This window comes from Aeromonas sp. s4 (assembly GCF_040907855.1).
GTDB classification, from domain to species: Bacteria; Pseudomonadota; Gammaproteobacteria; order Enterobacterales; family Aeromonadaceae; genus Aeromonas; species Aeromonas caviae.
Genome location: NZ_JBFOCP010000040.1, coordinates 31,528 through 52,028 on the forward strand (window position 1 = coordinate 31,528; position 20,501 = coordinate 52,028).

A 20,501-nucleotide genomic window follows, 5' to 3' on the forward strand; every position below is an offset into this window, starting at 1 on the left:
CCGTCATCACCGGGCGCCCTTATTTCAGATAGGAACGCAGTACCCTCACCACCTGATCCAGATCGTCCAGCCGCTCGGCATGGGTCGCCTCCTCGGCGCCAAGATGCTCGCGCATGTGCCCCTCCAGCACCTCCAGCATCAGGCCGTTGACGGCGCCGCGGATGGCGGCGATCTGCTGCAGGATGGCGGCGCAGTCTGTTTCCTGTTCCAGGGCGCTCTCCAGGGCGCCGGTCTGCCCCTTGATGCGCCTGACCCGTGCCAGCAACTTCTTCTTGTCGTGAACCGTGTGTGACATGCAGGATCCTCTCGATCAATAAAACTATACTGGGGTATAGTATATAGCATCCTCGTTTTCAGGAGAAATCCATGCCATCCCTCGCCTCATCCCACTGCCACCACCCCGTCGTCCACGAAGGGAATCCCCTGGCCGAACAGAAGACCCGCTGGGCCGTGCTGCTCACCGTCGTCATGATGGTGGCGGAGATCGGTGGCGGCTGGTTCTACAACTCCATGGCGCTGCTGGCCGACGGTTGGCACATGAGCTCCCATGCCCTGGCCCTCGGCCTCTCGGTGCTGGCCTATCGCGCTGCCCGCCACTTCGCGCGGGATCACAGGTTCAGCTTCGGTACCTGGAAGATAGAGGTGCTGGGGGGCTTCAGTAGCGCCCTGCTGCTGGTGGGGGTGGCGGGGTTGATGCTGTTCGAGTCGGTGGCCAGGTTGCTGGACCCCAGCCCCATCCATTATCAGCAGGCGATCGGCATTGCCCTGCTGGGCCTGCTGGTGAATCTGGCCTGTGCCTGGCTGCTCAGGGACGATCACGGCCATCACCATGGTCACGACCACCATCACGGTCATCACGACCACTCGCACGATCACCACCACGGCCATCAGGATCTCAACCTGCGCGCCGCCTACCTCCACGTGCTGGCGGACGCGGCCACCTCGGTGCTGGCGATTCTGGCGCTGGTGGGAGGCATGTTGTGGGGGGCGGACTGGCTGGATCCCCTGATGGGCATCGCCGGGGCCGTGCTGGTGGCGGTGTGGGCCAGGGGGTTGCTGCGTGATACCGGGCGCGTCTTGCTGGATGCGGAGATGGATGCGCCCCTGGTGGACGAGATCCGCGAGGTGATTGCCGAGCTGCCTGGCGCCGAGATCCGCGATCTGCACGTCTGGCGGGTGGGGCAGATGCAGTATGCCGCCGCGATGTCGTTGCAGATGGCGACCCCGGTCCCGGCACAGGCGATCCGCGAGCGCCTCGCCATCCACGAGGAGCTGGTGCACCTGACCATCGAAGTGTCTGCCGACTGACACCCCTGGCGGGTGTCAGCGGGGAGGCTCGCTCCCCTGATCCTGCCAGAGGGAGCCCAGCATCAGCCTCAGCAGCAGTCCCGGCGGGTCGTCGAGCAGGCGGCCCGGCTCCAGCAGCAGGTGGCCGTCGGCATGAAAGCCCAGGCTGGCGTGAACCTTGCCTTCCTCGCCACACACCTGGAGGAGGCCGTTCAGGGAACCCCCCTCGCCGGGTTGACAGCGCAGCCGCAGCTCCCGTGGTTCCCCCAGCAGGGTGAAGGCGCGGGCGAGGGGCGGGCTCTCTTCATAATCCGGCCAGTTGAAGAAGTGATAGCGTTCGGCGAGCACGCCGGCCTGCTGGCAGAACTGATCGAACAACTGGGCAATGCCCTGATACTCCTGGTCCAGCCGCCTGGCCTGCTCCTCAATCCGTTTCATCACCCAGCCCCCTCTATCCATTTGATTGGACATTGATTTCGTCACTCGCTCCCCTCTTCTCGCTGGTATGGGCCGAAAGCGGTGCCAGGTCTGTGAGCGCGATCGAATTTTCGTTATGAAAACGTTATCTTGTTGATGCGGATTGGTTTTTTTTGCCCATCCGCTCACATTTACGGCAATTCCCGCTGATTAATATGACACCGCTCGGCAATGACCGGGTACTCGGATATCGAGACTAACTACAGCGGGAATTATAAAAAAATGGATATGAAAAAGACCAAAGTGGCGCTGGTAACAGCCTCACTGCTCGCGCTTTTGTCAGGCTGTAACGACAACAGTTCTTCTGCTCCTGCCCCTCAGGATGAGCCCGTCGCTCGTCTTCCCAACGTCCAGCCCCCGGCCGAACTGCTGACGGCCGGCCCCGACGAAGCGGTCATCGCCCTGGTGGATACCCAGACCAGCGCGGCGCGCGGTGTCACCGGCCCGTTCGCCAGCCACAGCCTGCACCTGTGGAACAACGATGCCTGCAACTCGACCTCGGAGGGCGGCCTCAACACCGGTTGGGATGACAAGAGCAAGACGCCGTCCGCGGCGGACAGTTTTGGTCCGGCCTGGGTCGTGCCGCTCTCCAAGATGGAAGGCTGCATCAACTTCATCGCCCGCAATGGCGATCTCGCGAACCTGACCGGCAGCGACATGAAGGTGGTCTTCAGTGATCACCCGGATCGCACCGTGGCCATCGTGGCCGGCAAGAACGAGATCTTCGGCAGCCGGGCGGAAGCCTTCACAGCCGCCTTCGGCGTGGCGGGGGCCAGTGCCCACCTCATCGACGACAACACCCTGATTTGGCAAGGGGGCAAGGACAAGCCCTATGTGCGCCTCTACTACACAGAGTCAGGCACCATCACCGCAAACAGCGAGGGTGTATTCGATTTCCCCTACCTCAAGCTGACCCCGACCAGCCTGACCGAAGAGCAACAGGCCAAATACCCGCACCTCAAGGATGCCGCCGCCTTCGCCCTGCCTGCGGGGAAAGATCTCAAGCCCCTGCTCAAGGGTGAGCTGGTCGCCATCGGGACCGATGCGGACGGCATCCTGCAGGGGGCGACCCTGGTACAGAGTGCCGGTGCCCTCGATGCCCTTTACAGCGAAGCGGCCACCAAGCTGGCCTACGGCGCCGTGGTGGAGGGGGGCAATGTCACCTTCCGGCTCTGGGCGCCGACCGCCAAGTCGGTCAAGCTGGCGCTGTTCGACGAGCAGCACAAGTCGCTTGGCGAGCGCGCCATGACCCTGGACGAGGCCAGCGGCAGCTGGAGCGTGCAGGGGGGCAGCGATCTTGTCGGCAAATACTACCGCTACGATATCCAGGTCTATCACCCGGTCAGCCGCAAGCTGGAATCCTATCAGGTGACCGACCCCTACTCCCTGAGCCTGGCGATGAACTCCGAGTTCAGCCAGGTGGTGGATCTCGACGATCCGGCCCTCAAGCCGGAAGGCTGGGACAGCCTCAAGGCGCCCCACAGCCAGAAGAACCCCGCCGACATCACCATCTATGAGGCCCACGTCCGGGATCTGACCGGCAACGACGAGTCGACGCCGGTGGATCACCGCGGCAAGTTCCTCGGGCTGACCGACAGCGACAGCGTGCCCGTCACCCACCTGAAATCCCTGGCCAAGAGCGGCGTCAGCCACCTGCACCTGCTGCCGGTGTTCGACATCGCCACCGTCAACGAGGATCCGGCCAAGGTGGCCAACATCGGTGATGACTTCAGCAAGCTGTGCGAGGTCAATCCCGAGGTCAAGAACTCCAGGTTTGCCAGCCACTGTGGTGGCGGCGAGACCATCGAAGCCGTGCTCGGTGATCTGCAAGCCAGCGACAGCAAGGAAAACCCCGTGGTGCAGGAGCTGTACGGCTACCTGCGCGGGGTGGACTCCTTCAACTGGGGCTATGACCCCTACCACTACACCACCCCGGAAGGCTCCTACGCCACCAATGCGGAGGGGACGACCCGGATCAAGGAGTTCCGCGAGATGGTGCAGGCCATCAAGCAGAACATCGGCATGAACGTGGTGATGGACGTGGTCTACAACCACACCAACGAAGCGGGTCTCGGTTCCAAATCCGTGCTCGACAAGATTGTGCCCTGGTACTACCAGCGCCTCAATCCGGAGACCGGTTCGGTGGAAAACTCCACCTGCTGCTCCAACACGGCGCCGGAACACGCCATGTTCGCCAAGCTGATGGATGACTCTCTGGTCACCTGGGCGCGGGACTACAAGATCGATGCCTTCCGCTTCGACCTCATGGGCCATCACCCGAAAGATCAGATGGTGCAGGCCCTGGCCGAGGTGAAGAAGGTCAATCCGGACATGTACTTCTACGGCGAGGGGTGGAACTTCGGCGAGGTACAGGATGACAAGCGCTTCGTGCAGGCGACCCAGAAGCACCTGGCCGGTACCGGCATCGGCTCCTTCTCCGACCGGCTGCGTGATGCGGTGCGCGGCGGCAGCCCGTTCGACGGCGGCGAAGCCATTCGCAAGACCCAGGGCTTTGGCAACGGCGCCCTGGTGGATGCCAACGAGCTGGACGGCGTCGATCTCGCCACCGCCCTGCATCAGTCCGATCTGGTGCGCCTCGGCATGGCGGGCAACCTCAAGGAGTTCGTGCTGACCGACAAGGACGGCATACCGAAGAAAGGCTCCGACATCGACTACAACGGTCAACCGGCGGGCTATGCCCAGGATCCGACCGAAATTCAGAACTATGTCGACAAGCATGACAACCAGACTCTGTTCGACAACCTGGTGTACAAGGCACCCGCCGGGGCCGACCTGGTGCGGATGCAGGGGGTCTCTCTGGCGACCGCCATGCTGGGTCAGGGCATTCCCTTCACCCACGCGGGTGTCGAGCTGCTGCGTTCCAAGTCCATGGAGCGGGACAGCTATGACTCCGGTGACTGGTACAACCGGGTCGACTACGGCTTAAGTGACAATAATTTTGACAAAGGGCTGCCGCGCAAGGACAAGGACGAGGCCAACTACGAGCTGATCGAGCAGGTGCTCGGCCAGCACGCCAAGCCGGGTTCGGCCGAGATGCATCAGATGGTGAACTTCTACCAGGAGCTCTCCGAACTGCGTCAATCCTCTCGTCTGCTGCGTCTTGGCAGCGGCGCCGAGGTGATCAAGCGGGTCGACTTCCGCAACACCGGCCCTGAGCAGATCCCGGGTCTCATCGTGATGAGCGTGGATGACGGGGTGGGCGCCGGTGCGGATCTGGATCCGGCCATCGACGGCCTGGTGGTGATGATCAACGCCACCAATCAGCCCCAGAGCATCGGCGATTTCCGTGACGGCAAGGATCAGCCCATCGATCTGACCGGCATGGTCCTGAGCGGTGCCCACCGTGACTCCGACAGCATCGCCAGCGGTGCGGCCAATGACAGCGGTCAGCTGACCCTTGGCGCCTGGTCGGCGGCGGTGTTCGTCAAGCCGCAGAGCGGTGCCCAGGGCGCGGGGCTGCCGGTGAGCAAGAAGACGGATCTGAGCACCTTGCCTCCCTTCGGTGACACCGAGGTGTTCGTGCGCGGTTTCCTGAATCAGTGGGATCCGGTCAACAAGATGAACTTCAGTGGCAACTTCATCTATGAGTTCACCACCGAGGTGACGGCGGATCAGCTGGGGTCGACCCAGGTGAAGATCGCTGGCAACGAGTGGAGCGGCCCCGTCAATTACGGCAAGTGCAGCGATACCGACCAGCTTGCGACCGGCCAGGTCAATACGCTCTGTGCCAATGGCGGGGATCTGCCGTTCAACGTGGAGAAGGCTGGCACCTACAAGTTTGTCTTCACCGCCATGAACAAGGACAAGCCCACCCTGAGTGTCAGCTACACCGAACCGGCGCAGAGCTGCAAGGTGCTGGATACCGTCGCGGGCAATCCGCTCGGCTTCCCGCTCTATGTGCGCGGCAGTCTGAGCGACTGGAACGCCCAGCCGGCCTACCAGCTGAGCTACAAGGGGATGGAAGGTAACCTCGCCATCTATCAGGCCGCCTTCAACTACGCGGGCAGCTTTGACTTCAAGTTTGCCAACGACGATGGCAACTGGAGCAAGCAGTTCTTCGTGAAGGATGCCGGTGGCACCCTGATCGCACTGGAGCCCGAGCAGGTTTACCCGCTCCAGCACGGCGATGGTGGCATGGGCAACAACAGCATCACGCTGGAACAGGGTCTGTGGAGCTTCCTGGTGAAGGTTGACCCGACCCAGACTTCCGGCGAGGTGGGCAGCGTCATCATCCAGGAGTGCAGCGCCAAGTAAGTCTTTCCCATCGAGCCCGGGGCTGGCTCGGCAGCCCCGGGTTGAATTCCGCCTCGCCAAGGGCGGGATAACACCGAGAGAGTAAGCAAAGCGCGACTGCCGACCGGCAGCCGCGCTTTTTCTTTGCTCGTGGGCGAGGCAATAAAAAAACCGCCCCGTTGGGGCGGCTGTTGGTTGTACCGTTAACGGCCGGCCTAGCGTTTTCGCAGCAGGCGCAGGGCGTTGGCGGTGACCAGGGCGGTGGCGCCGGTGTCGGCCAGCACCGCAATCCACAGGCCGGTGATGCCGAGCAGGCTGGTGACCAGGAAGATGGCCTTGAGCCCCAGCGCCAGCGCGATGTTCTGGTGGATGTTGGCCAGTGCCGCGCGGGAGAGCCGGATCATGGCGGCGACCCCGCCGAGCTGGTTGTGGGTCAGCGCCGCATCGGCGGTTTCCAGCGCCACGTCGGTACCGCCTCCCATGGCGATGCCGATGCTGGCCCGCTTCATGGCCGGTGCGTCGTTGATGCCGTCGCCGATCATCGCGACCTTCTGGCTGAGGCCGAGCTTGGCGATTTCATCGACCTTGCCCTCCGGCAGCAGGCCGGCGCGCCAGCCCATGCCGAGCTCGGTGGCGATCGCCTCGGCGGCGAGGGGGTTGTCCCCGGTCAGCATGATGCTCTTGAGACCAAGCTGGTTGAGCTCTTGCAGCGCCGCAGCCGCTTCCGGCCGGATCTGGTCGCGCAGGGCCAGCAGGGCGGCCGGGGCGGCGTCGGGCTGACCGAGCACCACGACTGTCTTGCCTTGCAGCTCCAGGGCGGCGACCCGGCCCCGTGTTGCGTCATCGAGGGAGGCGACCCGACTCGGCGCCAGCAATTGCCAGAGGGCGCCGTCGATGCGACCCTCTACCCCCATGCCGGGCAGGGCGCGCAGATCCTGGGCCGCCGCCAGGGCAAGACCCCGCTTCCCTGCCGCCGTCACCACGGCGCGGGCCAGCGGGTGGTGGGAGCCCTGCTCGATGGCGGCCGCCAGCGCCAGCAGTTCGGCCTCCGGCTGGCCATTGAGGCTCACCAGTTCGGTCAGCTGCGGCTTGCCCAGGGTCAGGGTGCCGGTCTTGTCGAAGGCCACGGTATCGATGTGGGCGAGGCGCTCCAGCGCGGCGCCCCCCTTGATGAGGGCACCCTGCCGGGTGGCTGCCGCCAGTGCCGAGGTGACCGCCGCCGGGGTGGATATGACCAGGGCGCAGGGGCAGCCGATCAGCAGCAGCGCCAGCCCGCGATAGACCCACTCGTCCCAGCTCTGGCCGAAGGCGAGCGGCGGTACCAGCACCACCAGCAGGGCGACCAGCATCATGGCCGGGGTATACCAGCGACTGAAGCGGTCGATGAAGCGCTCGATGGGGGCGCGCTGGGTCTCGGCCTCCTCGATGAGATGCAGGATGCGGTCGATGGCGTTGTTGCCGGGTTCGGACACCACCTCGAGGCGCAGCACCCGATCCGCCGCCAGGCTGCCGGCGGGGACCTTGTCACCCTGACGGCGCTCCACCGGGATGGATTCGCCGGTCAGGGCGCTCTCGTCAAAGGCGCCGAGGGGGTCGAGCAGGCGGGCATCGGCGGCCAGGCGGGCGCCCGGGGCGATTTCGATGATGTCGCCGGGACGCAGCTGGTCGGCAGCGACCTCTTCGCGCACCTCGCCCTCGGCAGTGGTGCGGATGCGCAGCGCCTTGTCGGGCACCAGCGCCATCAGGGCGGTGACCCCGGCGCGGGCGCGGCCGGCAGCGTAGGCCTCCAGATGTTCCCCCAGCATGAACAGCAGCAGCACCATGGCCGCTTCGGCCGTTTCACCGAGGAACAGGGCCCCCACGGCGGCGACCGTCATCAGGGTCTCGATGGCGAAGGGGGAGCCGCTTCTGGTCAGCGCCCATGCCTTGCGGGAGATGGGCCACAGCCCCCAGAGGGTGGCCAGGGTAAACAGCGGCTGACCGAGCTGGTTCGGCAGCAGGGCCGCCATCCCCATCAAGCCGGCGAGCGACAGGGGCTGCCAGTATTTGCCGAGCAGGTTGCTGACTCTCTGCATCAGCGGGCTGCGGCCCGGTTCGCTGCGAGCCGTGTTCTGAGCGCCCCCTTTGAGCTGGAAGCCGGCGGCCAGCACGGCGGCGGTAACGGGGTCGGGGGAGAGGCCGGGGGCCAGATCCACCACCAGCTTCTCGGTGGCAAACAGCACGCGGGCCTGCTGTACGCCCTCCACCCGGCTGACGGCGGTCTCTATCTTGCGGGCACAGCTGGGACAATCCATGCCTAGCACCTGCCAGCTATGGCGGCGGCTGTTCTGCTCGGTGCTAGCCAGCGGCGGCTCGGTCGCGGCGCCCGTGTGGGCGTGCTCGTGCCCCTGCTCATGATGATCGTGATCGTGGTCGTGTTCGTGGCCGTGGGCTGTGTCGGTGGCGCAAGCGCCTCTGGGGGGCTCTTCATCACCCGGGCCGTCTGCGCCACTTTGCCCCTGATGATCGTGGCGGGTCGGGTTGGCGACACCACTGGTCTGTGCCCCGTTGTCGCAGCAGTGGCTGGTGTGGCTGTGCCCGGCCTGTGGGGTGGCGGCCTTGCTGACGGCCTTGATGGGGGCGGCGGCGTGTTGATGGCTGCAGCAGGATTTGCTCATGATGCGTTCCTCTTGAGGGATCCCGCCCCTGCGGGATCCTGGATGACTGCGCCGAGTGTAAACCTTGGTGTAAAGTCCAAGGTCAAGCCCTCTTCTCCTCTTTGTTCGGGGCCATGACAGTGGCCGCTGATCTGCCCCTGGAGCAGGGGGGACGCAAAGGGATGCCAAATCCCTTTCATTAGCGGGTGTTTGTCATCCCGTGGCGGGCCTATACTGGGGACCCTGGATCCCACATCAATCATCAAGGACCTAACATGAGCAATACCGTCACCCTGCAAGGCAACCCCGTCTCCGTCTCCGGCCACTTCCCCGTTGCCGGTGAGCAGGCCAAGCCCTTCTCCCTGGTTGCTGGCGATCTGTCCGATGCGACCCTGGCGACTTTCGCCGGCAAGCGCAAGATCCTGAACATCTTCCCGAGCGTCGACACCCCGACCTGCGCCACTTCCGTGCGCAAGTTCAACGAGCAGGCAAGCGCCCTGAACAACACCGTCGTGCTGTGCATCTCTGCCGACCTGCCGTTCGCCCAGGCCCGTTTCTGCGGCGCCGAGGGTCTGGACAAGGTGGTGAACCTCTCCACCCTGCGTGGCGTCTCCTTCCTGCAGGACTACGGCGTGGCCTTCTCCTCCGGCCCGCTGGTGGGTCTGGCTGCCCGTGCCATCGTGGTACTGGATGAGCACGACAAGGTGCTGCACAGCGAGCTGGTGGCCGAAGTCGCCGACGAGCCGAACTACGCCGCCGCCCTGGCCGTTCTGTAAGTCGCGCCACAGGCTGATTGCCTGACGGCCTGCCCCGTTCACACGGGGCAGGCCGTTTTTATTGCGCTCCCGAACCTTTTACTTATGGGGTGGGTCTGGCTAGACTTCGCCTCCACATCCTCGTTCAGCCTGTATCTGCGATCCCCATGACGTTTGACGAACTCGCCCTTGACCCCGCCCTGTTGCCCCTGCTGCCCGCAGCGCTGGAAAAACCGACCCCCATTCAGCAGCTAGCCATTCCTGCAGCCTTGTCAGGACGGGATCTGCTTGCCCTGGCCAGGACCGGCAGTGGCAAGACCCTGGCATTCGGCCTGCCGCTGCTGCAGAGGCTGGACGCAGCCAGTGACCGGGTACAGGGATTGGTACTGGTCCCCACCCGGGAGCTGGCAAGCCAGGTGAGCGCCGCCCTGCAGGAGATTGCCGACGGGTTGGGGGTGCGCCTTCTGACCCTGTGTGGCGGGGTGGCCCAGGAGTGGCAGGAGCGGGAACTGGCTCTCGGCCCCCAACTGCTGGTGGCGACCCCCGGACGGTTGCGGGACTTGCTGGCCCAGCAGACGCTGGGGCTGGGTGCCCTGCGCATGCTGGTGCTGGATGAAGCGGATCGCCTGCTGGAGATGGGGTTCTGGCCCGATATCCAGTGGCTGATGAAGGCGATGCCGGAGGCGCGGCAGCAGATGCTCTTCTCCGCCACCTTGCCGGTCGAGCTGGAGAGCCTGGCCTCGGGCCTGCTGCAGGATCCGGTGCGCATCGAGGCCGAGCCGCTCAACAGCCTGGTGAGCGACATCGAGGAGCGGCTCTATCTGGTCAACAGGAGCAGCAAGGTGCCTGCGCTGATCGCCCTGCTGGAGGCCGGAGAGTGGCCCCAGGTGCTGGTCTTCATCAGTGCCAGGGACGACGCGGACGGGGTGGCCAAGAAACTCGCCAGGGCTGGCATGACGGTGGCAGCCCTGCACGGAAACAAGGATCAGGCCGCGCGGGAGCAGGCGCTGGCGGATTTCAAGGAGGGCAGGGTGCGGGTGCTGGTGGCCACGGATCTGATGGCGCGCGGCATCCACGTGGAGGCATTGCCCGTGGTGATCAATCTGGATCTGCCGGAGCATGCGCCCGTCTACGTGCATCGTATCGGTCGTACCGCCCGTGCCGGGCAGAGCGGTCTGGCCATCTCCCTTACCTGCCACGGTGATGGGGAGGCGCTCGAGGGGATCCGGGCCCTGACCGGTCGGCCCCTGCCCCTGGCGGCGCTGGCAGGTTTCCCGGTGACCGACAAACCCGCCAGCGGGGAGAGCAAACGGGCGCCAAGAGACAAGCAGGCGAACCGTCGCACCCAGGGCAAGCGCAGCATCAAGCAGTTCAAGGGCAAATCCTGAGACGGACTTCTTGCCCCCGGCGGGAGCCTGTCGTCGTGAAGGAGAGGAGAGATCGGCAGCGCGCCCGGGGGCGCGCCAAACTACACGGCAAGGGGGTCAGTCGTGGAACTGGTTGATCAGGCGGGAGAGGTTTTGCAGCCGCTCCACCAGCAGGGTGATGCCATCGAGGGCCTGACGGCTGTTGTCCGCGGTGTGGCTCGCCAGTTGGTGGATCTGGTGGATCCCCTGATCCAGGGTGCTGGTGACATCCGCCTGCTGGCTCACCGCCTGAGCTATCTCGTCGCTGGTGTGGGTCACCCGGGCCAGCATCCGGTTGATCTGGTCGAGCACCTCGGCGGTGGCCCCCATGTGCTGCTGGCAGAGCACTGATGTCTGGGCCCCCTGCTCCATGCCATCGGACAGTTGCCGGGTGCTCTGCTGCAGCGCCCCTATCATGTCGCTTATCTCGCCGGTGGAACTGCGGGTCTTCTGGGCCAGGGCCCGTATCTCGTCGGCTACCACCGCAAAGCCGCGCCCCTGTTCACCGGCCCGTGCCGCCTCGATGGCCGCATTGAGGGAGAGCAGGTTGGTCTGATCCGCAATCTGCCCGATCACCTCCAGAATGCCGTTGATTTTCTGGCTGTCCTGGGTCAGGCGCGCCAGCACGCCCTGGCTGGCGTCCAGCTCCTGATGAAGCCTGTCGACCGAATCCCGGGTGGTGGCCAGCGCCTGCTGGCCACTGGCGGACACCTGCTGGACCTCGCCCACCAGCGCATTGGCCTGGTGGGCATTGTCAGCCACATCGCGGATGGACTGGCTCATCTGGGTGATGGCCGCCGCCAGTTGCTCGCTCTGGGCCCGCTGCTGTTGCAGGTGAGTGTCTATGGTCTGGATATGCCCCCTGTCATCCTCCGCCGCCTGCAGGATCTGCTGGTTGGTGTCCGCGCTGCGACCTACCACGGCGCGCAGCTCCGCCTTCTTCATGCGCAGCAGCAGTTCAAGGGCGGCCAGGCTGTCCTGACGCCTGGCATAGAGTACCTGGCAAAGGGCGCTGCCCTGCTCCTCGCCCGCCGTGGCCAGCAGTCTGGCCAGCCGCCGTTGCAGATGCCAGCCATGTCCCATCTGGGCCAGCAAGCAGAGCAGGGTGATGACGCCCCACCCCGGCTGGCTGGTGACCAGACTGGCCCCCATGCCGAGCAGGGCGGTGCCAGAGAGCAGCAGACACAGCTGCCCCGGCTCCAGGGTCAGCCGGGTCAGCCAGGGCAGTGCCTTGCCGTCACGGATCCGGGCATAGAGCTGCTCTGCCCAGGCGATGTCGTGATCCTGGGGACGGGTGCGGACAGACTGGTATTCGATGATCTGCTGCTGATCGTTGAGAATCGGCGTGACGTAGGCGTTGACCCAGTAGAACTGACCACTCTTGGCGCGGTTCTTTACCAGCCCCATCCAGCTCTTTCCTTGTTGCAGGCGGCGCCACATGTCGGCGAACGCGGCCTTGGGCATGTCGGGGTGGCGGACCAGATTGTGGGGCTCCCCTTCCATTTCGGTCGCGCTGTAGCCCGCCACATCGCAAAAGTGCTGGTTGGCATAAGTGATGTGACTGGCGGGATCCGTGGTCGAGATCAGTGATATGTGATCGGGGAAACGGATCTCCCCTTCGTGCCGGGTTGTGGTCATGTGCGCATCCTGAATGAGCCAAGTAACTGATAAAATTATTTTTTATTTTTGTGATTGTTACGGCGTCATTGTAGATGCGGACTGTTACACCACCTTGGCTTGGGTCAATAAATCAACACGGGAAAGGCTGAAAAAAGTCGTAGATGGCGGCTCAGCCGCGGGGAGTGAAGTCGTGGATCTCCCCCGTCCTCGGCTTGAAGCGGGGGTCATTGTCTTCTGCGCTGGCGACCCAGGCCATGGCCTGGCAGAAACTCTCCTGCTTGGCGAAGGCATCCCGGGCCTGATCGATGGCTCGTTCGGCATTGCGCCGCTCCATCTTGCTGGCCTTGCGGTCGCTGAACTGCTTCTGCTGGCTCAACATCCATTCGAGGAAGGCCTGGCGGCATTCGGTTTCATCGGCGGCCTTGGCGGGAAGGGCAACAAACAGGGCAATCAGGAGCAGAGCACGCATGGCAGGATCGGATCACGGGGTTGATGAATGAAAAGAGGCGGCATTTTATGCCGGGAACTTGAACAGGAACAGTGCCAGGAGGGGTCAGATGTCCCGACCCCTCCCCGGACTCAGTGTTTGACGAGGTAGAGCTGACGGCTGTAGGCCACGTCTTCCGGGTTGTTGATGGGATACCCCTTGAGCCAGGGCTTGATGAGCCGGGCATTGGTGTACTGGTAGATGGGGGCGATGGGGGCCTCCTTCTGCAAGATGGCCTCGGCCTCATCGAACAGGCGGGCCCGTTCTGCGGGATCCTGACTGTTGGCCGCCTGCGCCAGCAGCTTGTCGTAAGCCGGGTTGGCGAACCGGGCCATGTTGCCGCTGTGGCCCGATCCCCAGAGCCCGAGGAAGGCGGAGGGGTCGTTGTAATCGGCGACCCAGGAGGAGCGGATCACCTCGAACTGGCCGCTTTGACGGCTGTCGAGATAGGTCTTCCACTCCTGATTGGTGAGCTCGACCCGGGCCCCCAGCTTCTGTTTCCACAGGTTGGCGATGGCCAGCGCCATCTTCTTGTGAATTTCTGCCGTGTTGTAGAGCAGGGTCAGCTTGAGAGGATTGCTTGGGCCGTAGCCCGCTTCTTTCAGCAGGGCTCTGGCACGCTCGTCCAGCGCCTGCTGACTACTGGTGGAGAGCAGATTGGGCTTGGGGTCGAAGTCGGCGGTCACGTCCGGGGTGAAGTGGTAGGCCGGTTTCTCCCCGGTGCCCAGCACCTTGTCGGCAATCAGACCCCTGTCGATGGTGTAGGAGAGCGCCTGGCGCACCCGCACATCATTGAGGGGCGGGCGCTGGGTGTTGAAGGCGTAGTAGTAGGTGCCGAGCTGTTCCGGGGTATAGACCTCCCCCGGGATCTGGGCCATCAGGCTCTGGTACTGCTCCTTGGGGAAGGATTCGGTGATGTGCAGGTCCCCGGCCAGATAGCGGTGGGTGGCCGCGCTCTCCTGGTTGATGGGCACGAAGGTGACGCGGGTCAGCACCGTGTGGGCGCGATCCCAGTAGTAGGGATTGGGCGTCAGCTCCAGTTTCTCGTTCACCACCCGGTGACTCAGCACGAAGGCGCCGTTGCCCACCAGCTTGCCGGGCTGGGTCCACTGGTTGCCATATTGTTCCATGCTGGCCCGGTGCAGGGGCGACAGGCTGGGATGGGTCAGCAGGCTCAGGAAATAGGGCACCGGCTGGGAGAGGGTCACCTTCAGGGTATGGTCATCGACGGCCTCCACCCCGAGCGCATCGGGGGCCAGCTTGCCTGCCACTATGTCGTCCACCTTGTCGAAGCGGGCGAGCTGGGCGAACCAGGCGAAAGTGGCGGCTTCCCTGGGGTCAACCAGCTTGCGCCAGCCATAGACGAAGTCGGCGGCGCGCACGGGGTCGCCGTTGGACCAGCGGGCATCCGGCCTCAGGTGGAAGGTGAATGTCTGGTTCCCCTCGTTGTCCCAGCGGGATGCCACCCCGGGCAGCACCTTGCCGTCCGGCCCCTGGGTCAGCAGCCCCTCGTAAAGGTCTCTGAGGACCTGCAGCTCCGGCAGTCCCACCAGCTTGAGAGGGCTCAGGCTCGCCGGTTCATCCTTGAGATGACGGACGACGGCCTGCTCGGCGGCGAGTGGGGTGCCGGGTGGCACATCGGCAGCCTGGACGCAGGCACAGCCCAGCAGGGCCAGCAGGGGGCTCCATCCTTTCATGGTGAATCCTTCAAAATGTGTGAAGCGGGGAGAAAACTCGGCGAGAATGCATCGCCGGCAGATGGGAAATCATGATATCCCCTTTGCTGGTCAGACCGCCAGCATGAGTCCCATTGATATCCGATGCGGCTGTCAACGAAGGGGCGCCGTGAGCGCCAGGAAAAGGAGAGAATGATGAGAGCATGGATCTTGTTGGCCTGCGTGCTTAGCCAGGGCGCCTGGGCGTTGGCCCCGTGCGAGAAGAGCAGCCCGGTGGGAAGCTGGTGCGAGGTGAACATCGAGGCGCTGCACCCCACCCAGGGCGGTGTGGGGCAGTTGCAGGTGGATACCACTGCCCGGGAGCTGGCGGACAAGAGCGAGAAGCAGCTCGACAAACTGATGAAAAAGAAAGAGATCCCCATCGTCATCGCGCCGGATGGGGGTTACTGGCTGGTGGACAGGCACCACCTGACCAAGGCGCTGTGGCAGCAAGGGGTGAAGCAGGTCAGGGTCAAGGTGATTGCACGGTTGCAGGACAGGGCCAATTTCTGGAGCCAGATGCAGAACAACCACTGGGCCTGGCTCAAGGATGAACGGGGTCAACCCCTGACTCCCGAGCAGTTGCCCGGTCATATCGGTGAATTGCCGGATTACCCCTACCGCACCCTGGCGGGGCTGTTGCAGGATGCGGGCTACTTCAGCAAGAAGGATCAGGTCTACTTCGTCGAGTTCGCCTGGGCCAGCTGGCTCGGCCAGCAGATGGCCTGGCAGCCGATCGATGAGGTCAACCTCGCGGATCGCCTCGCCGAAGCCAAACGGCTGGCGTGCAGCAGCAAGGCGGCGGATCTGCCTGGTTACCCCGGCAAGCAGTGTCGCGTCAATCCGTCACAAATTGCGAAATGAGCAAATATATTCACAAGAGAGGGCGACACCGGGTCGCCCTTTTTGTATTCAGCGCCCAGTGAGTGGGCTCGAATGCTCTTGCCACTGCTTGGCCGCTTGCTCTAGCAGGGACACTTCCCCTTGCTGGATCCAGGGGAGCAGCGCCTGTACCTTTTCATCGGGCCAGTCCCACCAGGCCAGCGCCTGCAGTCGCACGATGTCGTCATCGCCGAAACGCATTCGCAGGACTTTGGCGGGCGTCCCTGCGACCATGGCGTAGGGGGGGACATCCTGATTGACCAGCGAGCGCGCTGCAATGATGGCACCATCACCAATACTGACTCCGGGCATAATCATCGTGTCCATGCCGATCCAGACATCATTGCCTATGCGGGTATCGCCAGCCGGTCGATAACTGCGCTTGAGTGCCTCCATCTCCAGAAACGGATAAGTACTGATGAAGTCGGTATTGTGGGTATGGTTGCCCCCCATCAGGATCTTCACACCTGCGGCGATCTGCACGTAGTCGCCGATGTGAAGTCTGTCGATGTGCCATAGCGGTTCCCAGCCAGTGTCGGGATGGCGGCTAAAGCTGTCGCCATGTAGATAGCGTACGGCGGCGTCTTCGAACGGACCGTCCCAGGCGCCGGAGTAGTAGCTGTGCTTCCCCTTGAGACAGATGTTGGGATTGGTCACAGTCAGGTGCAGATATTCGACCTGAGACCAGTGCTTGCAGGGTTTCATCTTGGTATTCCCTCTTGTTGATGGATCTGGTTAGTGGCGTTCGATAGAGCGCAGCTAATAGATCCAGACCAGCATGCGGGGGATGCAGAGCAGGGAGCAGCCCAGCATTTGAGGGAGACGAGGCGTCATGAGTGATGCATGCAGTTGAATATCGAGGGTGAGGATCGTAATCGAGACGCCCCCAGGTTGCCAAGTGCTATAAAAACCAGCACAAAGGGTCTGGTTGATATTTGTTCTCGATTGGCCATGATACAGACTCCACTCGTGTCGGCAAAGGAGAGGAACATGGAACATCAGAACTGGCAACGTTACATGCTGGAGGCGGAGAATGCCCTTGGCATGGGGGCTCTGGGCACGGCGATCTGCCTCTATCAGCAGGCCCTGGGGGAAGTCTATGAGCTGGCCTCCGGGGATCTGGACGAACTGGCCAGCATGCGGGTCGCCACCTGTCACCGCATGGCCGACTTCTGGCGTGCCATGGAAGAGCCCGCCTATGAACTGCGCTACCTCAAGCTCGCCTCTGAGCTGGTCACCGCCCTGGTGCCCCAGTGCCCCAACCGGGAGTGCGAATCCCTCATCAGCGAGCTGGGCTGCTGTCGCGCTGCCCTGCTCTCCTTCTTGAAGCGCCACCCCAATCCGGAGATTGCCCGGCTTATCCAGGTGCAGGACAGGGTGCAGGGCTGCGAGCTGATAGGCCGGTTCCGTCTCAACTGAGTTCAGCGCCGTTTTTGCAGCTTGCTGGCGATGCGGCTTTGCGCCTCTTCCCCTTGCAGGGCCTGGGCGAAGGCGCGCGCTTCCAGGTCGATGACGAAATGCACCGCCTGTTTGAGCTCCTGCTTGAGCAGCGCCTTGCTCTTCTGGAGCGCCATCGGCGGCTTGGCCGCCAGTTTCAGTCCCTGCTCCCGAGCGAAGGGGAGCAGGTCCGCCGGGGCCAGCACCCGGTTGGCGAGCCCGAGACGCAGCGCCTCTTCTCCATCGATGGCCTCTGCCAGCAGCAACAGTTCCGCCGCCTTGAGGTGACCGACGGCGCGTGGCAGCAGCAGGCTGGCGGCAAACTCCGGCACCAGTCCCAGCTCGACGAAAGGCAGCTGCAGCCGGGCGTTGTCAGCCAGATAGACCAGGTCGCAGTGCAGCAGCAGGGTAGTGCCTATGCCGACTGCCGGGCCGCCCACGGCGGCGATCACCGGTTTGGGGAAGTCGGCCAGGGTGTGCAGAAATTGCAGGATGGGATCGTCCGGCTCAAGGGCGTGCTTGCCAACAAAGTCGGCCAGATCGTTGCCGGCGGTGAAGCACTCCGCCTGGCCCTGCAACAGCAGCACATGGACCTCTTCGTCCCGGGCGGCCTGGCGCAGTGCGTCGGTCAGCGCCAGATACGTCTCCGTGTTGAGGGCATTGCGCTTTTCCGGTCGATTGAAGGTCAGGGTGAGCAAGCCGTCCTGCTGTTCGGCCAGAATTGTGAGGGCCATGTCTGAATCCTTGTTGTCGGGGGCTGTCAAAAGCTTGCCACAGGGGTAAGCTTTGTCTCGTTTAACAACATCATAAAAGGATTTCAACCATGTTTAAACGTGCGTTTTATTCCACCATGGCACTGCTTCTGGCCGCCCCGGCCCTGGCCAAGGTCGACGCGGTCGATGGTTATGTGCGCCTGCTGCCCCCTGGCTCGCCGAACACGGCGGCGTTCATGGTGCTCAGGAACGATGGAGACAAACCGGTGAAACTGGTGGCGGGAGCGTCTCCTGAGGCGGGCCGTGTCGAGCTGCACACCCATTTGCACGAGAACGGCGTCATGAAGATGCGCCAGGTGGAGAGTATCGAGATCCCGGCCAAGGGGGAGGCCGTGCTCAAGCCCGGCAGCCTGCACATCATGTTGTTCGACATCCATACCCTGTCCCAGGGCACGCCCTTCCCGCTGACCCTGACCCTGGACGATGGGCAGACGCTGTCACTGAGCCTGCCCGTGAAGCCGGTCGAACCCATGAAAGGGATGAAGCACTGACATTTATGGACGCTTGTTCAGCTTTTTACTCTAGGTATTCCTTGCCCAGCGGGTAAAATGATGGCCTTTCCAGTCCAAAATGGAGCGAAGTGATGAAGAAGACCCTGATTGCCGGCACTGTGATGGCTCTGCTCAGCCATGGGGCCATGGCCGCCAATGACTGGCGTTTTGCGGCGGGTGCCGATCTGTGGAATGCCCAGGGAAGTGGCCAGGTCAGCAGCGTGGGTGCCGATGGCAGCTACGACGAGAACTACAACTGGAGCGGCTACCTGCAACTGGAGCACGGCATCCTGCTGCTGCCCGACGCCAAGTTCGAAATGTCCGACTTCAGCAGCAGCGGCGGCAGCTTCAACAACGATCTGCTGGCTTACGACCTGAGCCTCTACTATCGCCTGTTCAACAACGATCTGTTCCAGATCGATCTGGGTCTGACCGGTCGTCGCTACGACGGTGATTTCAACACCCAGCACTACTCCTATGACAAGGATGTGCTGATGGCCTACACCGGGGGTGAAGTACGCATCCCGGGGACCGGCTTTGCTGCGTTTGGCGATATGCGGGTGCAGGATGCCGACAACTACGACTACCGTCTGGGCGGCTCCTACAAGTTCTCTTCCGTGCCGCTCAAGATCCGCGCCGGCTGGCGTGAGGCCGAGATGGACTTCGATCGCGTCGATCAGACCATCGACGGCTGGTTCATCGGTGGTGAATTCACCTTCTGATCTCCCTGAGGAGCACACATGGGCCACATCATAGTGACTGGCGCGGGGTCCGGACTGGGCCGCGCCCTGACCATAGGGCTGGTTGAACGCGGCCATCAGGTTTCCATGATGGGTCGCCGTTACCAGAAACTGCAGGAGCAGGAGGAGCTGCTCGGCAAGGCGGTGATCGGCATTGCCGCCGATCTCGCACACCACGAAGAGGTGGATGTCGCCTTTGCCGCTGCGGTGGAGTGGGGCGGCCTGCCCGACATGGTGATCCACTGTGCCGGTGTCGGCGAGTTCGGCCCGGTGGGTGTCTACACCGCCGAGCAGATCCGCCGGGTGGTGGAGAGCAATCTCATCTCCACCATACTGGTGGCCCAGCAGACGGTGCGCCTCATCGGCGACAATGGCGGCGTGCTGGCGAATGTGCTCTCCTCCGCCGCCCAGACCGGCAAGGCCAACGAGAGCCTATATTGCGCCTCCAAATGGGGGATGCGCGGCTTTCTCGAATCCTTGCGGGCCGAGCTGAAGAGTGCTCCCCTGCGACTGGTGAACCTCTATCCGAGCGGGATCCGCAGCGAGTTCTGGGAGAATTCGGATCACGTGGATTCGAGTGGTTTCATGACGCCAGAAGACGCGGCAGCCTACATGCTGGATGCGCTGGCCGCGAGAAGCAGCTGCCATGTGACCGATCTCTTTATCGGTCGCAATGCCTGAAGCGCCGTGAACCGGCCCCGTCGCCAGATGACAAGGAAAAAAAGCGCGCCATTTGGCGCGCTTTTTCATTGATGTGCAGTGCTAAATTATCTGCTTGCCTGCCTCTCTTTACGCCGGGCCATCATGGATGTGAAGGCGGGTAAATTCAGTGCCGACATGGCACGGATGATTGATGATGCATCTCGGCACATATTATTTCCGAGTCGCATATTCCCGCAGGAAGGATGGAATCACCTGTTTTGGCTTCTTGCCAAGGGTCAGCAGCAATTCAAAGTCCGGGTCGATAATGCCATGTCGACACGCCAGCTCTTCCAACAAGGCAAGCCAGAGGTGAGCCGTCACCTCGGCATCCGCCAGGGCACGGTGAAACACCCCGTCATTGGGCAGGCTCCGGTATTGCACCAGGGTACCCAGCTTGTGATCCGGGGCATCGGGAAACAGGCGCCTCGATAGCAGCAGGGAACAGGCGAACTGGCCGCGGTATTGCGCCGGCAATCGCTCTATTTCCGCATCCAGAAAGCGCTTGTCGAAGGAGGCGTTGTGGGCGACCAGATTGTCATCACCGATAAAGTCGACGAAATCCGCCATCACCTCGTTACAGGGGGGAGCCTGTTTCAGCATGGCATTGCTGATCCCGGTATATTGCTCGATGAAGCTGCTCACACTGAAGCCCGGATTCATCAATGCCGAGAAACGCTCACTGATATGGCCATCCTTGATTCTGACGGCACCGATCTCGATGGCTCTATCCCCTTGTCCGGGTGAAAGCCCTGTGGTCTCGAAGTCGAGCACGACAACGGTATTGGCTGAGGCGATGGACATAACTTCTCGGGCAAGCTGGGTAAAGAGCGCCAGTCTAG

At 63.2% G+C, this 20,501-nt stretch carries 18 protein-coding genes; 9 read left to right on the top strand and 9 right to left on the bottom strand.

Annotated elements, in window-relative coordinates:
* Positions 1-19: 19 nt before the first annotated feature.
* The gene (locus AB5Y89_RS13205) at positions 20-295 is read right to left on the bottom strand and encodes a metal/formaldehyde-sensitive transcriptional repressor (RefSeq protein ID WP_052814969.1); all 276 of its coding nucleotides are present in this window, start codon (positions 293-295) and stop codon (positions 20-22) included.
* Between the two features lie 71 nt (positions 296-366).
* Between AB5Y89_RS13205 and dmeF the strand changes: the two genes are divergently transcribed.
* A complete protein-coding gene (dmeF, locus tag AB5Y89_RS13210) occupies positions 367-1,308 on the top strand; it encodes a CDF family Co(II)/Ni(II) efflux transporter DmeF (RefSeq protein WP_103260817.1) in 942 nt (313 codons plus the stop codon).
* Between the two features lie 15 nt (positions 1,309-1,323).
* On the opposite strand, the gene AB5Y89_RS13215 is transcribed toward dmeF, so the two are convergent.
* A complete protein-coding gene (locus AB5Y89_RS13215; RefSeq protein WP_041211001.1) occupies positions 1,324-1,725 on the bottom strand; it encodes a hypothetical protein in 402 nt (133 codons plus the stop codon).
* Between the two features lie 261 nt (positions 1,726-1,986).
* Here AB5Y89_RS13215 and pulA point away from each other — a divergent pair, with 261 nt between their 5' ends.
* The gene (gene pulA, locus AB5Y89_RS13220) at positions 1,987-6,039 is read left to right on the top strand and encodes a pullulanase-type alpha-1,6-glucosidase (protein ID WP_263309278.1); all 4,053 of its coding nucleotides are present in this window, start codon (positions 1,987-1,989) and stop codon (positions 6,037-6,039) included.
* 194 nt (positions 6,040-6,233) lie between these two features.
* Here the strand turns inward: pulA and AB5Y89_RS13225 are convergent, their stop codons facing one another.
* Positions 6,234-8,675: a zinc/cadmium/mercury/lead-transporting ATPase gene (locus AB5Y89_RS13225; protein ID WP_368223959.1), complete on the bottom strand. Its 2,442-nt coding sequence runs from the start codon at positions 8,673-8,675 to the stop codon at positions 6,234-6,236.
* A gap of 254 nt (positions 8,676-8,929) precedes the next feature.
* Between AB5Y89_RS13225 and tpx the strand changes: the two genes are divergently transcribed.
* Entirely contained in the window at positions 8,930-9,430 is a 501-nt protein-coding gene (tpx, locus tag AB5Y89_RS13230) for a thiol peroxidase (RefSeq protein ID WP_010672853.1), read from the top strand.
* Between the two features lie 146 nt (positions 9,431-9,576).
* Positions 9,577-10,797, top strand: coding sequence for a DEAD/DEAH box helicase (locus AB5Y89_RS13235; protein WP_368223960.1), 1,221 nt, complete (start codon positions 9,577-9,579; stop codon positions 10,795-10,797).
* Between the two features lie 96 nt (positions 10,798-10,893).
* Here the strand turns inward: AB5Y89_RS13235 and AB5Y89_RS13240 are convergent, their stop codons facing one another.
* From AB5Y89_RS13240 to AB5Y89_RS13250, 3 genes are all read right to left on the bottom strand, one after another.
* Positions 10,894-12,453 (bottom strand): methyl-accepting chemotaxis protein, encoded by a 1,560-nt coding sequence (locus AB5Y89_RS13240; protein WP_368223961.1) that lies wholly within the window; start codon positions 12,451-12,453, stop codon positions 10,894-10,896.
* Positions 12,454-12,604: 151 nt separating this feature from the next.
* Positions 12,605-12,904, bottom strand: coding sequence for a hypothetical protein (locus AB5Y89_RS13245; protein WP_010672856.1), 300 nt, complete (start codon positions 12,902-12,904; stop codon positions 12,605-12,607).
* 110 nt (positions 12,905-13,014) lie between these two features.
* Positions 13,015-14,619, bottom strand: a complete 1,605-nt coding sequence (locus AB5Y89_RS13250; protein WP_128318329.1) for an ABC transporter substrate-binding protein — start codon at positions 14,617-14,619, stop codon at positions 13,015-13,017.
* A gap of 174 nt (positions 14,620-14,793) precedes the next feature.
* Between AB5Y89_RS13250 and AB5Y89_RS13255 the strand changes: the two genes are divergently transcribed.
* Positions 14,794-15,501, top strand: a complete 708-nt coding sequence (locus AB5Y89_RS13255; RefSeq protein WP_368223962.1) for a ParB-like protein — start codon at positions 14,794-14,796, stop codon at positions 15,499-15,501.
* A 48-nt stretch (positions 15,502-15,549) separates the two neighbouring features.
* On the opposite strand, the gene AB5Y89_RS13260 is transcribed toward AB5Y89_RS13255, so the two are convergent.
* Complete coding sequence (locus tag AB5Y89_RS13260; protein ID WP_043155848.1) at positions 15,550-16,224, bottom strand: CatB-related O-acetyltransferase; 675 nt, start codon at positions 16,222-16,224, stop codon at positions 15,550-15,552.
* A 285-nt stretch (positions 16,225-16,509) separates the two neighbouring features.
* Between AB5Y89_RS13260 and AB5Y89_RS13265 the strand changes: the two genes are divergently transcribed.
* A complete protein-coding gene (locus AB5Y89_RS13265; RefSeq protein ID WP_010672859.1) occupies positions 16,510-16,938 on the top strand; it encodes a DUF2753 family protein in 429 nt (142 codons plus the stop codon).
* A 2-nt stretch (positions 16,939-16,940) separates the two neighbouring features.
* On the opposite strand, the gene AB5Y89_RS13270 is transcribed toward AB5Y89_RS13265, so the two are convergent.
* Positions 16,941-17,690, bottom strand: a complete 750-nt coding sequence (locus AB5Y89_RS13270) for an enoyl-CoA hydratase-related protein (protein ID WP_201970080.1) — start codon at positions 17,688-17,690, stop codon at positions 16,941-16,943.
* Between the two features lie 89 nt (positions 17,691-17,779).
* Between AB5Y89_RS13270 and AB5Y89_RS13275 the strand changes: the two genes are divergently transcribed.
* The 3 genes from AB5Y89_RS13275 (at position 17,780) to AB5Y89_RS13285 (ending at position 19,641) form a co-directional block, all read left to right on the top strand.
* Positions 17,780-18,220 (top strand): copper chaperone PCu(A)C, encoded by a 441-nt coding sequence (locus AB5Y89_RS13275; RefSeq protein WP_134997075.1) that lies wholly within the window; start codon positions 17,780-17,782, stop codon positions 18,218-18,220.
* A 92-nt stretch (positions 18,221-18,312) separates the two neighbouring features.
* Entirely contained in the window at positions 18,313-18,942 is a 630-nt protein-coding gene (locus AB5Y89_RS13280; RefSeq protein WP_368223963.1) for a TIGR04219 family outer membrane beta-barrel protein, read from the top strand.
* An 18-nt stretch (positions 18,943-18,960) separates the two neighbouring features.
* A complete protein-coding gene (locus tag AB5Y89_RS13285; RefSeq protein WP_043155851.1) occupies positions 18,961-19,641 on the top strand; it encodes an SDR family oxidoreductase in 681 nt (226 codons plus the stop codon).
* 192 nt (positions 19,642-19,833) lie between these two features.
* Here the strand turns inward: AB5Y89_RS13285 and AB5Y89_RS13290 are convergent, their stop codons facing one another.
* Positions 19,834-20,463: a 3'-5' exonuclease gene (locus tag AB5Y89_RS13290; RefSeq protein ID WP_319896357.1), complete on the bottom strand. Its 630-nt coding sequence runs from the start codon at positions 20,461-20,463 to the stop codon at positions 19,834-19,836.
* Between the last annotated feature and the right edge of the window lie 38 nt (positions 20,464-20,501).